This is a genomic window from Micromonospora sp. NPDC049049 (assembly GCF_040649115.1).
Taxonomy (GTDB): Bacteria; Actinomycetota; Actinomycetes; order Mycobacteriales; family Micromonosporaceae; genus Micromonospora.
The window spans coordinates 1-14,837 of the sequence record NZ_JBEZEX010000008.1; the positions used below are offsets into that span (position 1 = coordinate 1).

The following is a 14,837-nucleotide window of genomic DNA, read 5'->3' on the forward strand; positions in this document are numbered from 1 at the left end:
CCCATGTCGATGATGAGCGCCGCCGCCCAGAGCAGGATCTGTGCGGTGCCACCGAACACCGCGCCGAGGACGAGCGGGATCCAGGACATCTCGTCGGGGTGCCTACTACTTCCGTACCGTCAACTTCTGGTAGTCGGCGGCGTAGGGCTGATAGGTCGGGTTGCCCGAGTAGGCGACGTGGACCTGGTAGGCCCCTGGCCGCAGGTCGGCGGTCTGCAGTTCGACGACGGCCTTGCCGTGCGCCAGCGGCACGACGTGCACGGCGCCGCCGAAGGTGACGGTGACCTCGCCGGTCGGGGTCGGAGCGTGCTGCTTCGGTCCGCCGGCCGGCCCGACAGTCACGTTCAGTCTGAACGTGTCCCCGCGGACAACCGACGCCGGCGTGGCCTTCGCCTTGACCTTGACGGCGGCCGGGCCGGAGGGCACCTCGAACGACGCCGTACCTTCCGACGCCTTCAGATAGTCGAAGCCGAGGTACTCGGCCTTGACCGTCCGGGCACCCGCGGGCAGACCCGTCGGCAGCGTGACGGTCGCCGCACCGTCGCTCAGGTGGGCGAGCTTCGACCACGAGCCGATGCTGATCCGTACCTGACCGCCGGTCTCGAACCCGTCAGCTGCCGTTACCGTCACGGTGGCAGTGGTCGTCTGGGCTCCGCTCGCGTACGGCTCGACAGCCACCTCGGTGGTGGTGGTGACGTCGCTGTTCGGGATTCCGCGGATGTCGTTCCACTCGCGGACGGTCAGCGGGATCACGGTGCCGTGCCGGGGACGGACGACACCTGCGTTGGCCATCGTGATCGCCTTGGCGTTCCACGTCGGAGCCTCGATGTTCTCGTGACACGCGGCCTGGTACCCACCACCGTTCGTGTACCGGTCACCCCAGAGGTAGAACTGGCCGGGGCAGGCGGTGTCGCCGGGGTTGGCCTTGAAAATGACCGGTCCCTCGTACCCCTGGTTGGCGACCCACGTCGTGCGCCCCAGAGCTGGCGCGACCAACGTCCAGTTGGCGATGTTGCTGTCCAGGAAGTCGGTGTGCTTCTCCGAGAAGATGTCCGAGCCCTGGTTGCCGGCCTCGTTCTTGGTCACCCGGTAGTACTGGTCACCGACGCGGATCGCGGTCGTGTCGATCCGCGACAGCGGGGCCGGATCTTGCCAGACCTGGGGAGAGGAGAACGTCTTGAAGTCCCGCGTCGTGGCGTACCACATCTGCGCGTTCCCCTGACCGGTGCGGTTCACGGGGTCGTTCCACAGCGACTGGGCCCAGAAAACGACGTAGGCGCCGAGCTCTTCGACCCACAGCGATTCTGGTGCGAAGGCGTTGCCCGCGTTGTCGGGCGCCACCTTCACGTGTCGCTGAGGGGTCCAGTTCACCAGATCGTGCGACTCGAACACCTCGATGTACTGAGTGTCGTTGATGGCGTACCCGCCCTGGTCGTACCAGTTCAGGTCGGTGGCGATCATGTAGAACGTGTCGCCGTCGGGGGAGCGGACGATGTGCGGATCACGAAGCCCCTGGTCGCCCAGCTGGGAGATGAGTGACGGCCGCCCTCCGGTCAGACCGGTCCAGTCCAGAGCGGTGTTTCCGTTGGAAGTGGCGAACATGATCTGCTCGCCGTCGGCGATCCCCTCTCCCTTGAAGTACCCCATGAAGTACCGCTCGTACTCCTCCGAACGCGGCATGGCGGTGATGGTCACCGGGAACGACTTCTTCTGCGAGGCCTTACCCTTGGTGATCGTCGCCGTCAGGGTGGCGGCAACGTCCGCACGGCCGAAGGCCGGGCGGCTGACCACGCCCGTCGGGGTGACGAGACCGGTGGTCGACCTCCAGGTGATAGTGGATCCGAACTCGCCCTCGGCGGCGAGGTCGAGGTTTCCGCGTACGCCGTCGGCGCCGTCAACTGTCAGATCGAAGGCGTCACGGTCGACAGCCTGCGCATCGTCGAACTCGGCCTTCACCACCACGGGGATCTCCCGCGTGGTGACCTCCTGTGCGCCCTTGCGGACAGTCGCCGTGAGCGTGGCTGTTGCGTCGGCCTGTCCCTGTGCGGGCCGGGTGATCCTGCCCGTCACCGCGACCTTGCGTGCGCTGGCGACGGCCGGCGGGGTGTTGACCTCGACGACGGACGGGTCCGAACTCGTCCAGGTGATGGCCGAGCCCGCCACGGAGCCGACCTTGGGCAGAACGAGGTCGCGTACGACCGCGCTGGTGCGGCCGAGGTCGATGGCCGCGGCGTCGGCGCGAACGCCGTCGGAGACCGTCTTCTCTGCCAGGAGGAGTGTCTCGTCGAGGCTCACGGCCCGGTCGTACACGCGGAAGTCCCGGATCGTTCCGCGGAACGAGTAGTGGCCCGATGTCTGCGAGCGACCGAGGAAGTTGCAGTTGGTCCCCGCCGCGTTCACCGACGGCGCCGTCGTCAGATTCGTCGACGTCGCGTGCAGCACACCGTCGAGGTAGACCCTGCCGGTCCAGCTCGTCCCGTCCGAGTTCAGTGACTGGGTGTAGGTGACGTGGGTCCACGCTTTTTCGAGCATGCGGACCCGGTTCTGTTGGAGGTTCGTCGGACCCACCGCGACGCGGAACCGCTGGGTGTTCGACGCGAAGATGGAGCCCTCGGCGCCGGTGTCGGCGTCACACGAGCCGGACTTACGGCCGAAACCCCACATCTGGTGTTCGCCGACGTTCGCCGGGTCGACCCACACGTCGTAGTCCACGGTGAGGTTGGACATGCCGGCGGTGATGTCGTTCGGCAGCGCCACGTATGCGCCGTCGAGGGCGCTTTCGTAGGAGTCGGGGTTGAACCTGACTCCTACGCCGGTCAGGGTCGCCTTCTCGGGATTCACGAGCGTGGCGTTCGCTGCCGCACCCGCGCTACCCGAGTTGACCAAGGTCGTCCCACTGGTCTCATCGAGGGCGAAGTGGTGCACCAGGCCTTGGGTGAGCTGCTCCTCGGCAGCGTACGAGGGCGTTGCCGCGATCGAGACCGAAAGAAGCGCACCCAGTGCCAGGACCGCGACACCTCTGCCCTTCCGACTCCGCCCGAGACGTGGTCTTGGCTGTCGCAGTCTCAATTGATCCTCCTGGGCCGGTTACGTTTGTCTCCAAACTGGACGGGCTTGTTAACGCTAACTACGGGGTGCTGCCGGGTCAACGCGATGCGTTGCGGCCCGAGCCCACGCAGGTCCGCGTCTGATGGGCCCCCGACCGCTCGGCCGGGGCCGAGTTCCTCCGCACCACCTACGAGGCCGCTGCCGACCTCGGGCACTGGGACCGCTCCGTGCTGGAGGACGACCCCCTGCGGTGGCACCGTGGCCCTGTTAGGTGAGGACCGACAACTGTGACGTTCACGAGTACGCGGACAAGGTCGATTCCGGCGTGCCGTATGGAGGACACGAGATGGTGGAAGTGACGGACGCTCCCGAGGTCGGGTCGGCACTGGCCCGCACGGCCCTGGACGAAGCCCGTGCCGCGCATCTGCTCGTCCTGGCCACCTGCCCGTTCATCGCGGGATGGATCGACCGGCATCCCGAGTACCAGGATCTGGTCTACCAGTCCCGCAGCAGGGTCAGCGACTGAACGGAGGGGCGTGGCGGTGCCCCCGCGCTGCCCTCCCGGCCCGCTGAGCGGAGGCCCGGGGGCGTGCTCACGGCATGGTGAAGTCGGCGAAATCGAAGCCCGGACTCACCACACAACTGACGAGGACGTGCTCGTCGCCCTCCGGTTTCGCGGACTGCCACTCGCCCGCCGGAACCAGGATCTGCGGGCACTCGGCACTCAGGATCGTCGGCCGACTGTCCCTACCGACTGTCAGCGCCAACGGCCCGCCCGAGTGCCAGAACCAGATCTCGTCCGACCGCACGGTGTGCCAGGCCGACGAGTCACCCGGCTCGAGCAGAAAGAGGATCGCCGTCGCGGCGGCACGGCTGCCCGGGTAGCCATCGGGCTCGAACGTGACAGCGGACCGATACGTTTCCCTGAACCAGCCGCCTTCGGGGTGCGGGCGCAGATCGAACTGTTCGGCAAGAGGCGGACGTACGGACATGATGGCCACTGTAGTGGCCCGCATTGACCTCCCACCTCTGCGCCGACCCCGGCTGAGCGGACCGACGTCACGATCGTCCTTCAGCCCGGCGCGGGTGATCTGCCTGGCCTCGCCGAACCTGACATGGGCGTTCTCGCAGGCCGCCGCCGAGTGCGCACACCGAGAGATGCACCGCCGGATCGGCTGATGACACGCTCGTGCCACGCCACCGGTCGATCCGCTGCGCCCCACGGAACGGGCACATCGGCTTCGCCGGGCGGACCGGCGCGTGGCCGAAACACTCCGCCGAAACTGGGAGTCATCCATGGACAGTTGCCCGTTTTCTCTGGACACCACCGGAAAAGATATCCACGGTGAGGCCGCGAAGCTGCGTTCGCAGGGCGCCGCTACTCAGGTGGTTCTGCCCGGCGGCGTGGTGGCGTGGTCGATCAACAGCTATGCGGTGATCAAGCAACTGCTCACCGATCCGCGGGTGACGAAGAGCGCCCGCAACCACTGGCCGGCGTTCATCAACGGCGAGATCCCGCCGGACTGGGAAATGATCAGCTGGATCGCGATGGACAACATGGTCACCGCGTACGGCAAGGACCATGTGCGGCTGCGCAAGCTGGTCGGCAAGGCGTTCACCCCACGGCGTACGGAGGCCATCCGGCCGTGGATTGCCAAGATCACTGAGGAGCTTCTCGACGGTCTGGCCGCCGCCGCCCCCGGTGAGGTGGTGGACCTGCGTGAGCGGTTCGCGTACCCGTTGCCGGCCCGCCTGGTCGCCGACCTCATCGGCATGTCCGAGGAGGCTCGCGCCAAGACGGCGAAGGTGATCGACATGATGGTCGACACCACCGTCACCCCGGAGCAGGCGCAGGCCGTGCTGGCCGGGTGGCGCGGCGCGATGGCCGATCTCATCGCCACCAAGCGGGAGAACCCGGGTGAGGACATCACCAGCGACCTCATCGCCGCGCGTGACGAGGACGGTTCCCGGCTCAGCGAGGAGGAGTTGACGGACACCATCTTCGCCATCCTCGGCGCCGGCTCCGAGACCACCATCAACTTCTTCGACAACGCCATCACGGCCCTGCTCAGCAACCCGGAGCAGCGGGATCTCGTGCTGTCCGGCGAGGCCACCTGGAACGACGTCATCGACGAGACGCTGCGGGTCGAGTCCCCGCTGGCGCACCTGCCGCTGCGGTACGCCGTCGAGGACATCGAGCTGGACGGCGTGACGATCCCGCAGGGCGATCCCATCCTGATCAACTACAGCGCCGTGGGTCGCGACCCCGCCCTGCACGGCGACGACTCCGACCGCTTCGACCTGAAGCGCGCCGACAAGGAACACCTCTCCTTCGGCCACGGACCGCACTACTGCCTCGGCGCCGGGGTGGCCCGGGCGGTCGCGACCACCGGCCTCTCTTCGCTGTTCGAGCGCTTTCCCGACATCGCGCTGGCGGTGCCGGTCGCCGACCTGCAGCCGTTGCCCACCTTCATCATGAACGGCCACCGGACGCTGCCGGTCCGGCTGACCGCCCCCGTGCCCGCCGCCTGACATCCACCGACGACCTCAGGGAGCCGCCGTGCTGACCACCACCGACACACCCAGGCGCGAGGAGATCGTCGCGCGCGTCACGGACCTCGCCCCGCTGCTGCGCAAGAACGGCGTACAGGCCGAGCGGGACCGCCGACTGCCCGACGAAACGATCGAGGCCCTGGCCGACGCCGGGGTCTTCAAGCTGCGGGTGCCAAAGCGGTTCGGCGGCTACGAGGCCGACACCCGCACGCTCGCCGACGTCGCGACCGCGCTCGGCCGGGCCGACGGTGCCACCGCGTGGACCGCCTCGGTCTACTGGATTCCGACGTGGATGGCCGGCCTGTTCCCCGAGGCGGTGCAGGAGGAGGTCTTCTCCACGCCGAACGTGCGGATCTGCGGCACCCTGAGCCCGTCCGCCATGGCGGTCCCGGCCGATGGCGGCATCGTCGTCAACGGCAAGTGGGGCTTCATCAGCGGCGCTTTGCACAGCCACTGGCAGGAGATCATCGCGGTGCTGGTCGGCGGCGAGGGTCCGCCGATGCCGGTGATGGCGCTGGTGCCGACGTCCGAGTTGCAGATCGTCGACGACTGGCACACGTCCGGCCTGCGCGGCACGGGCAGCGTCAGCACTGTCGCCCAGGACCTGTTCGTGCCGGCGGAGCGGTTCCTGCCGCTGCCGGTGGCGCTCCAGGGCCGGACCGGACCGGACGCGGCCGGCGCGCCCGCCATGTACCGGGCGCCGCTGCTGCCGGTCGCCTCCGCGTCGTCGGTGGGCACCGTGCTGGGCCTGGCCCGCGCGGCCGGTGAGACGTTCCTCGAGCGGCTGCCCGAGCGCAAGATCACCTACACGGGGTACGAGAAGCAGGCCGAGGCGCCGCTGACCCATCGCCAGGTGGCCGAGGCGGAGCTGAAGACCGACGAGGCCGAGTTCCACGTACACCGCCTCACCGCGCAGGTCGACGACAAGTCGGCCGGCGGCCAGCCGTGGAGCCTGGCGGAGCGCGCCCGTGCCCGGGCCGACCTGGGAGCCGCGTGCCGCCTGGCGAGGGAGGCGGTCGGCATTCTCGCCGGCGCCAGCGGCGGCTCCTCGCTCTACGACGACGTGCCCATGCAGCGCATCGCCCGCGATGTGCAGGCGGTCAACCTGCACGCGCTGATGAACCCGGACACCAACACCGAGCTGTACGGCCGGATCCTGTGCGGCCTCGAACCCGACACCCTCTATCTCTGAGCCGCCGAGAAAGGACACCAGAATGACCACGAGCACCTTCAACGCCGAGGCTCAGGCCGCCGTGGCCGCGGTACCGCGGCACATCGTCACCGCGTGGGCGGAGCACGACGCCGACGCGTTCGCCCGCACGTTCACCGAGGACGCGACCATGATCCTGCCCGGGGTCTTCTGCCGTGGCCGGGACAAGATTCGCGGATACATGGAGCAGGCGTTCCAGGGCCAGCTCAAGGGCACCCGGGTCACCGGCACGCCGGTCGACGCCCGCCTCATCGCGCCCGGCGTCGCGGTGCTGACGACCGAGGGCGGTGTCCTGGAGCCCGGCGCCGAGGACGTGTCGCCGGCCCGGGCCATCCGGGCGTCCTGGATCCTCGTCGAGCGCGACGGTGAGTGGTTGCTGGCGGCTTACCAGAACAGCCCGCGCGGCGAGTCGTGAGCAACCAGGCCAGGAAGGGGCAGCCGTGAGCGCACAGGTGGGAGAGCGTGCCGTCGTTCTCGGCGGCAGCATGGCGGGCCTGCTCGCGGCGCGGGTGCTGGCCGACGCGTACGCCGAGGTGGTCATCGTCGACCGCGACCGGCTCACCGGCGTCTCCACGGCCCGACGTGGCGTGTCACAGGGCCGGCACGTGCACGGTCTGCTCGCCCGGGGCCAGCAGATCCTCGACGAGCTGTTTCCCGGTTTCACAGCGGAAGCGGTGGCCGCCGGGGTGCCGACCGGCGACCTGGGCGAGCTGCGGTGGTTCTTCAACGGACGCCCGCTGGCGCCGGCCAGTACCGGGCTGACCTGCGTGTCGGCCGCCCGTCCCGTGCTGGAGCAGCTGGTGCGCCAACGGGTGGCCGAGCTTCCGGCCGTACGCTTCGCCGAAGAGCGCGACATCGTCGGGCTGACCACCACCCCGGACCGTCGGCGGGTCACCGGGGCGCGGGTGCAGGGGCGCGACGGCGCGGCCGAGGAGACGATCACCGCGGACCTGGTGGTCGACGCCACCGGTCGCGGGTCGCGCACCCCGGTCTGGCTGGAGGAACTGGGGTACAGCCGGCCGGACGAGGACCGGATCCGGATCGACCTGACCTATACGACGCGCCTCTATCGGCTGGCCTCGGACGACGTTCTGAAGGGCGACCTGTCGATCAACCCGGTGTCGACGCCGTCGCACCCCCGTGGCGCCTTCCTGTCCCGTATCGACGGCGGCCGGTGCATCGTCTCTCTGACCGGGGTGCTCGGCGACAGCGCGCCGGCCGACCCGGCCGGATTCCTGGAGTTCGTCAAGTCGCTGCCGGTTCCGGACATCTACCAGGCCATCCAGGACGCCGAGCCGCTGGACGAGCCCGTGTCCCTGCGGTACCCGGCCAGCGTCCGTCGCCACTACGAGCGGTTGTCCCGGCTGCCGGACGGCTTCCTGGTCCTCGGCGACGCGGCGTGCAGCTTCAACCCGGTCTACGGCCAGGGCATGACAGTGGCGGCGTTGGAGGCGCTGACCCTGCGCGACCACCTGGCCGGCGGCACGGCACCCCGGCCGACCGACTTCCAACAGGCCGTGTCCGCGGTCACCGACGTGCCCTGGGAGATCTCGGCGGGTGGTGACCTGAGCTTCCCGCAGGTGCGGGGCCCCCGACCGTTCAAGGTGCGGATGGCGAACGCGTACATGGCCAAGATGCAGGCGGCCGCGACCCGCGACCCGCAGGTGACGCGGACCTTCATGCGGGTGGCGGGGCTCGTCGAGCCGCCACAGGCCCTGATGCGACCCGCGATGATGTTCCGGGTGCTGACCCGCAGCCGCCGTCCGGCACCGGAGGTGCCGGCGTGGCAGCCCGACGCCGTCGGCACCGCCTCGGAGGTGTGATCCAAGAAATTCGGTGCCCCGGCCCTTTCGGGCCGGGGCACCGACGGGTCCGGGCCCGGCGTCAGCCGGCGAGCACGCCGCGCTTGCGCAGCAGCGGGAGCACGCCCTCCCCGACGACGTAGGCCTCTTCGAGGTGCGGCTGCGCCGACAGGATCAGGTGGTCCAGGCCGAGCCGGTGGTATTCCTCGATCCGGTCCGCCACGTCCTCGTGGCTGCCCACCAGCGCGGTGCCCACGCCGGGACGGACCAGGCCGTACCCGGCCCAGACGTTCGGGTAGACCTCCAGGTCGTCGGTACGCCCACCGTGCAGCGCCGCCATTCGCTGCTGCCCCTGCGACTCGGTGGATCGGAAGCGCTGCTGCGCCTGCCGGATCCGCGCCGGGTCCATGCCGTCGACCAGTTGCCGCGCCACCTGCCAGGCCTGCGCGGAGGTGTCCCGGGCGATGACGTGGAAGCGGGTGCCGAAGCTCAGCGTGCGTCCGTGCGCGTCGGCGAGTTCGCGGGCCCGGCCCATCGCCTCCGCCATGGCCGCCGGTGGCTCGCCCCAGGCCAGCAGCACGTCGGCGTGCGCGGCGGCCACCTCCCGGGCCGCGTCGGAGGAGCCGCCGACGAAGATCTCCGGAGCGACCGGGTACGGCCTGGTGAGCAGGCCCGCGCGGATGCGGTAGTGCGTGCCGGTGTGGTCGAAACGCTCACCGGTCCAGGCTCGGCGGAACACGTCGAGGAACTCGCCGGTGCGGGCGTACCGTTCGTCGTGCGACAACCAGTCGCCGTAGCGCCGCTGCTCGTCGGCGTCGCCGCCGGTGACCACGTTGAGCTGGAGGCGGCCGCCGGAGAGACGTTGAAGGGTCGCCGCCGACTGCGCGGCCAGCACCGGCGAGATGAGCCCGGGGCGCATCGCCACCATGAAGCGGATCCGCCGGGTGTCCGCGGCGAGCGCGGCCGACACCAGCCACGGGTCCTCGCAGAACATGCCGAACGGCACGAGCATTCCGGTGAACCCGAATCGGTCCGCCGCGAGGGCGACCTGACGCAGGTAGTCCGGGTCGACGTCGCGGCGCGCGCCGGGCGGTGGCGGGCCGGAGGAGGGCTGGGCCACCTCGCGTCCGTCCCCGTGCGTGGGCAGGAACCAGTGCAGCTGCAACGACATGTGTCGTCCTCTCGATTCGGCGGTGAGCGCCGGCGGTCAGCTCAGCAGCAGGGCCGCGAGCACGTCGTGCGGTGGCACGGAGGTGACCCGGTGGGCGTCCAGCCACAGCGCCCGCCGGTAGCGCAAGTGCAGGCCGAACTCCCAGGTCATGGCGATGCCACCGCAGACCTGCAGGGCCACCTCGCAGGCCAGCACGGCCGCGCGCGGACCAGCCACGGCGGCACAGGCCACCGCCTCGGCGGCGCCGTCGCCGTTCAGCGTCACCGCCGCCCGGTAGGCCAGCGACCGTGCGGTCTCGATCTCCGCGTACGCCTCGGCCAGCTGGTGTGCCACCGCCTGGAACGACCCGATCGGCTGGCCGAACTGAGTCCGGGTTCCGGCGTACCGCACGGCTTCGGCCAGTGCGCCGTCCGCGACACCCACCGCCTCGCAGGCCAGCAGCATGGCGCTTCGTAACCGCAGCGCGGGCAGCAGCTCGGCGGTGCGGCTGGGGTCGGCGAGCAGTCGGGCGGGCGCGTGCAGCAACCGGACGGTGGCGTACCGGCGCAGTGGATCGATGTCGTCCCGCTCGGCGATGGAGACCTCCGAGGGCGCGACGCCGAACAGCGCCACCCCCTGGCGGGTAGTGGCGGCCACCACCAGTTCCGTGGCCAGGTGCGCGTCGACCACGCCGGGTGCGCTTCCGCTGATCCGCCAGTCCGGCGTATCGTGCGCGGCGCATGTGTCCGAGGAATCGACCAGCGCGGCCGGTCCGGGTAGCGGCAGCCCCGCCGACTGGTACACCGGCAGAGCCGTTCCGGCCGTGCCGACCCAGGGTTGGGGGAGCAGCGCCCGCCCGCTCTCCTCGGCGAGCAGGGCGAGATCCACCGGTCCGAGGTCCGCGTCCAGCCAGCCCTGTCGGTCCAGCGCGGCCCAGTCCTCCGGATCGAGGAGGCCGTGATCCGCTGTCGCGGCGAGCCGGGACGGTGGGAAACGCTCGCTCAGGTGGCGTCGGGCCGCGTCGGCCAGGTCCCGCTGTTCGGTGGTGGTGGCGAAGTCCATGATGCGCTCTCCTAACGGTGCCGAGGCAGGCCGAGAACACGTTCGGCGACGATCCCGCGCAGGATCTCGGAGGTGCCGCCCTCGACGGTGTTCGCGCGGCTGCGCAGCTGCGCCCGCCGCCAGTACGCCGCCCACTGCCCGGCGTGTCCGACGGTGTCGCCCTGCACCAACCGCAGTCCCAGCCGGCACATCTGCTGGTGGGTCTGCGACCAGCGCAGCTTGAGCACCGAGCTCTCCGGGCCGGGCTCCCCGCCCCGTTCGAGCTGCGCGAGCGCGCGGTAACCGGTGAAGCGCAACCCCTGAAGCCGCACGTGCAGATCGGCGATCTCCCGGCGCACGGCCTGGTCGGCGGTGGCACCGACGGCGTGCGCGGTACGGGTCAGCCGGTCCAGTTGCACCGCCAGGCGAGCGGTGAGCGTGATGCCGAAGGTGCCGCGTTCGTGCGAGAGCGTCGTGAGCGCGACCTTCCAGCCTTCGCCGCGCGCACCCACCACGCTGTCCTCGGGCAGTTCCACGCCGGTCAGCACGATCTCGCTGAAGTCGGTGTCACCGGAGATCTGGCGCAGCGGGCGCACCTCGACGCCGGGGGCGCGCATGTCGAGCAGGAAACAGGTCAGGCCGCGATGCTTGGGGGCGTCGGGTTCGGTGCGGGCCAGCAGGAGACAGCGGTCGGCGAGATGGGCGTACGACGACCACACCTTCTCGCCGGTGACCGTCCACCCGTGCGCGGTCCGCTCCGCCCGGGTGCGCACCGAGGCCAGGTCCGAGCCAGCCTCCGGTTCCGAGAAACCCTGGCAGAAGATGATGTCGCCGGACAGGATCCCCGGGAGGTTGACGGCCTTCTGGGCCGCGGTGCCGTACCGGATCAGCGTGGGACCGACCATGTGCAGGCCGATGACGTTGAGGTGGTCCGGGGCGCCGGCCAGCGTGCTCTCCTCGGCGTGGATCGCCTGGTACAGCGGTGGCAGGCCCCGCCCGCCGTGCTCCCGCGGCCACGTCAGACCGGCGTACCCGGCCTTGCCGAGGGTGGCGCTCCACTGCCGCATCTCCGGCTCCGGCCACGGCTGTGGCGGACCCGCGGAGGGGGCCGGCACATGCGCACGCAACCAGGCGCGCAGCTCGGCCCGGAATTCGCCTTCTTCGTCGCTGTCGTCCAGCCGCATAGAGGCACGCTAATGCCCACGATGGTTGGCGTCGCTATTTGTCGGCGCATTCCGCAACGTGCGAGAAGAACGGGCTCCGGAAATTCGAAGCGGCAATTTTGAAGATGCGCCAGTACGGGCCGGGCAGCGACGATGGCGTCGGATACGGACCCGGGGAGGCACTCGTGCACGTCATCGTCGATTTCGACCAGTGTGACGGCAACGGCCTGTGCGCCGACGCCGCCCCGGAGGTGTTCGAGTTGGGCGAGGACGACGTGCTCCGGGTCCGCGCGGAGCACCCGGCGCCCGCTCTGTGGCCGGCGACGGAGATCGCGGCCCGGGGCTGCCCCAAGCTCGCCATCACGCTGCGGACCGACGCGTGATCGCGTCCGGTGAGCGGCTGCCGGTCATGGTCGCGGCCACCCGTACGCCGATCGGGCGGCGGGGTGGCGCGCTGGCCGGTCTCAAGGCGGTGGAACTGCTGCGGCACGTGCTGCTGGCGGTGTTGGACGAGACCGGCACCGACCCGTCCGACGTGGAACAGATCATCGGCGGGTGCGTCACGCAGTCCGGCGAGCAGAGCCTCAACGTCACCCGCAACGCCTGGCTCAGCACCGGGCACGACCCGGCTGTCGGCTGCACCACTGTGGACGTTTCCTGCGGGTCGGCCCACCAGGCCAATCACCTGGTGGCCGCGCTGATCGCGGCCGGGGAGATCGACGTCGGCATCGCCTGCGGCGTCGAGTCGATGAGCCGGGTGCCGGTCGGCACAAACCTCTACCAGGGCCCCGGGCACTACAAGACAGCCGACTATCCGTGGGACGACCCGCCCCAGGCGCAGTTCGGTGGCGCGGAGCGGATCGCCCGGCGCGAGGGCATCACCCGCGCCGACGCCGACGCGTACGGGTTGGCGTCCCAGCGGCGGGCCGCCGCGGCCTGGGCCGATGGCCGGTTCACCGCGGAGGTGACGCCGGTGCGCGCGCCCGTGCTCAACGGCGACGGCAGCCCCACCGGTGCGTTCCGTCTGGTCGAGCGCGACGAAGGGCTGCGCCCGACGACCGCCGCAGGGCTGGCCGCGCTGGCGCCGACCATCGAGGGAGGGGTGCACACCGCCGGGACCACGTCGCAGATCTCCGACGGCGCCTCGGCGGTGTTGTGGATGTCCCAGGGGCGGGCCCGCGCCGCCGGCCTGCGCCCGCGGGCGCGGATCAGCCACCAGGTGGTCACCGGCGCTGACCCGTACTACCTGCTGGATGGTCCGGTCGCCGCCACCGGTCGGCTGCTCGCCCGGGCCGGGCGCAAGATCAACGACATCGACCTGTACGAGGTCAACGAGGCGTTCGCCGGCGTCGTGCTCACCTGGCAGGCGGCGTACGGTGCGGACCCGGAACGCGTCAACCCGAACGGCGGCGCGATAGCCCTCGGCCACCCGCTCGGTTCCACTGGCACCCGGCTGCTGGTGACCGCACTGCACGAACTGGAGCGCTCCGGCCGGGAATCGGCGCTGATCACCATGTGCTGCGGGGGCTCCCTCGGCACCGCCTCACTGCTGCAGCGGCTCTGACATGCGGGCCGAGGACTTCTACGCCGAAGCGCGGACCGACCTGTCCGGGCCGCTGCACGGCGTCCGCGTGCTCGACGTGACGAAGGTGTGGTCCGGGCCGCTGGCCACCTGCGTCCTGGCCGACCTCGGCGCGGACGTGATCCGGGTGGAACTGGCACACGGCCGCGACGGCGAGGTGCCCCCGGTGATCCCGGGCACCTCGCTGTCCTGGTTCCGCCAGACGGTGCACCGCAACAAGCGCAGCCTCGGCCTCGACCTGCGTACGCCCGAGGGTCGCGCCGAGTTCCTGCGGCTGGTCGAGGTGGCCGACGTGGTGGTCGAGAACTACCGACCGGGCACGCTCGCCAGGTGGGGCGCCGGATACGCCGACTGCCGTGCCGTCCGCCCGGACGTGGTGTTCGTGTCCGTCTCCGGGTGGGGCCAGTACGGTCCCGGCCGGGACCGACCCGCGTACGACCCGGTGGTGCAGGCGGCCGGCGGCTGGATGGCGCTCAACGGGCCGGTCGACGGCGATCCGGTGCGCGCGCCCACCTTCATCGCCGACGAGCTGGCCGGGCTGCACGCCGCGATCGGGGCTCTTGCCGCGCTCGCCCATCGGGACCGGTTCGGCGAGGGTCAGCACGTCGACGTGTCCATGCTGGACGCTCTGCTGTTCGGTAGCAGCGGCCTGCCGACCCTCGCCGCCGCCGGGGCCCCACCCGGCAGGCACGGCAACGAGACCCCGTTCGCGGTGCCGTCGAACGTCTACGCGTGCGCCGACGGGCATCTCTACCTCGTCGTCGCGCTGAACAAGCACTGGCGGGTACTGGCCCGCACGATCGGCCGCCCCGAACTGGCTGACGCCGACGGGTTCCGGGCCGGCGACCAGCGGATCGCCAACCGCGACGCGGTCAACCTCGTCGTGGCCGGCTGGTGCGCGGGACGCCCGGTCACCGAGGCGGTCGACGTGCTGACCGGCGCCGGGCTGGTGGCCGCTCCGGTCCGGACGCTGAGCGAGTCGGTCGCCGACCCGCACGTACGGGCCCGCGGGATGCTCCAGGACACCGTGCTGAGCGACGGAACCACAGCGCCGCTCGTCGGCCCGGCGGTGAAATTCTCGCGTACCCCGACCCGGATCCGCCGGTCCGCACCGGCGCCCGGCGCCGACTCGGCGGAGATCCGCAACGAGCTGAAAAGCGATGTCGCAACGTGAGAGAAGGGACCCCGGCCGGTCGGCCGATAAAGTAGGCGAGTAGCGATCTCCACCATTTAAGGCCAATTCATCAATGCGGCTGTTAATGGTTCGCGCGCAAATGACGACGGAGGC

Annotated in this window: 13 protein-coding genes; 8 read left to right on the plus strand and 5 right to left on the minus strand. The window is 70.7% G+C overall.

Translation table 11 applies throughout. The features are described from left to right. Positions 1–105: 105 nt before the first annotated feature. Positions 106–2,841 carry an immunoglobulin-like domain-containing protein gene (locus tag AB0B68_RS10845; protein ID WP_357259314.1) on the minus strand — a complete coding sequence of 912 codons (2,736 nt, stop codon included), beginning with the start codon at positions 2,839–2,841 and terminating at the stop codon, positions 106–108. Between the two features lie 553 nt (positions 2,842–3,394). Between AB0B68_RS10845 and AB0B68_RS10850 the strand changes: the two genes are divergently transcribed. After that, positions 3,395–3,574: a GNAT family N-acetyltransferase gene (locus AB0B68_RS10850; protein WP_357259317.1), complete on the plus strand. Its 180-nt coding sequence runs from the start codon at positions 3,395–3,397 to the stop codon at positions 3,572–3,574. Positions 3,575–3,641: 67 nt separating this feature from the next. Here the strand turns inward: AB0B68_RS10850 and AB0B68_RS10855 are convergent, their stop codons facing one another. Continuing rightward, complete coding sequence (locus AB0B68_RS10855; protein WP_357194159.1) at positions 3,642–4,040, minus strand: cupin domain-containing protein; 399 nt, start codon at positions 4,038–4,040, stop codon at positions 3,642–3,644. Between the two features lie 304 nt (positions 4,041–4,344). Between AB0B68_RS10855 and AB0B68_RS10860 the strand changes: the two genes are divergently transcribed. The 4 genes from AB0B68_RS10860 to AB0B68_RS10875 are packed head-to-tail and all read left to right on the plus strand — an operon-like array spanning position 4,345 to position 8,634. After that, entirely contained in the window at positions 4,345–5,580 is a 1,236-nt protein-coding gene (locus tag AB0B68_RS10860; protein ID WP_357194157.1) for a cytochrome P450, read from the plus strand. A gap of 31 nt (positions 5,581–5,611) precedes the next feature. Further along, positions 5,612–6,793 (plus strand): acyl-CoA dehydrogenase family protein, encoded by a 1,182-nt coding sequence (locus AB0B68_RS10865; RefSeq protein WP_357194311.1) that lies wholly within the window; start codon positions 5,612–5,614, stop codon positions 6,791–6,793. A gap of 22 nt (positions 6,794–6,815) precedes the next feature. Then, on the plus strand, positions 6,816–7,226 hold the full coding sequence (locus AB0B68_RS10870) for an SgcJ/EcaC family oxidoreductase (RefSeq protein WP_355008671.1): 411 nt from the start codon (positions 6,816–6,818) through the stop codon (positions 7,224–7,226). Positions 7,227–7,251: 25 nt separating this feature from the next. Next, complete coding sequence (locus AB0B68_RS10875; RefSeq protein ID WP_357259321.1) at positions 7,252–8,634, plus strand: FAD-dependent monooxygenase; 1,383 nt, start codon at positions 7,252–7,254, stop codon at positions 8,632–8,634. Between the two features lie 61 nt (positions 8,635–8,695). On the opposite strand, the gene AB0B68_RS10880 is transcribed toward AB0B68_RS10875, so the two are convergent. The 3 genes from AB0B68_RS10880 to AB0B68_RS10890 are packed head-to-tail and all read right to left on the minus strand — an operon-like array spanning position 8,696 to position 11,988. Beyond that, positions 8,696–9,784 (minus strand): LLM class flavin-dependent oxidoreductase, encoded by a 1,089-nt coding sequence (locus AB0B68_RS10880; RefSeq protein ID WP_355008673.1) that lies wholly within the window; start codon positions 9,782–9,784, stop codon positions 8,696–8,698. 36 nt (positions 9,785–9,820) lie between these two features. Further along, on the minus strand, positions 9,821–10,825 hold the full coding sequence (locus tag AB0B68_RS10885) for an acyl-CoA dehydrogenase family protein (protein ID WP_357259324.1): 1,005 nt from the start codon (positions 10,823–10,825) through the stop codon (positions 9,821–9,823). An 11-nt stretch (positions 10,826–10,836) separates the two neighbouring features. Continuing rightward, positions 10,837–11,988, minus strand: coding sequence for an acyl-CoA dehydrogenase family protein (locus AB0B68_RS10890; protein WP_357259327.1), 1,152 nt, complete (start codon positions 11,986–11,988; stop codon positions 10,837–10,839). A gap of 164 nt (positions 11,989–12,152) precedes the next feature. Here AB0B68_RS10890 and AB0B68_RS10895 point away from each other — a divergent pair, with 164 nt between their 5' ends. Genes AB0B68_RS10895 through AB0B68_RS10905 form a run of 3 tightly spaced genes read left to right on the plus strand, consistent with a single transcriptional unit; the run spans position 12,153 to position 14,723 of the window. Then, entirely contained in the window at positions 12,153–12,350 is a 198-nt protein-coding gene (locus AB0B68_RS10895) for a ferredoxin (RefSeq protein ID WP_355008676.1), read from the plus strand. A 26-nt stretch (positions 12,351–12,376) separates the two neighbouring features. After that, positions 12,377–13,531: a steroid 3-ketoacyl-CoA thiolase gene (locus AB0B68_RS10900; protein WP_357259589.1), complete on the plus strand. Its 1,155-nt coding sequence runs from the start codon at positions 12,377–12,379 to the stop codon at positions 13,529–13,531. Between the two features lies 1 nt (position 13,532). Next, positions 13,533–14,723 carry a CoA transferase gene (locus AB0B68_RS10905; protein ID WP_357259330.1) on the plus strand — a complete coding sequence of 397 codons (1,191 nt, stop codon included), beginning with the start codon at positions 13,533–13,535 and terminating at the stop codon, positions 14,721–14,723. The last annotated feature ends 114 nt before the right edge of the window (positions 14,724–14,837 follow it).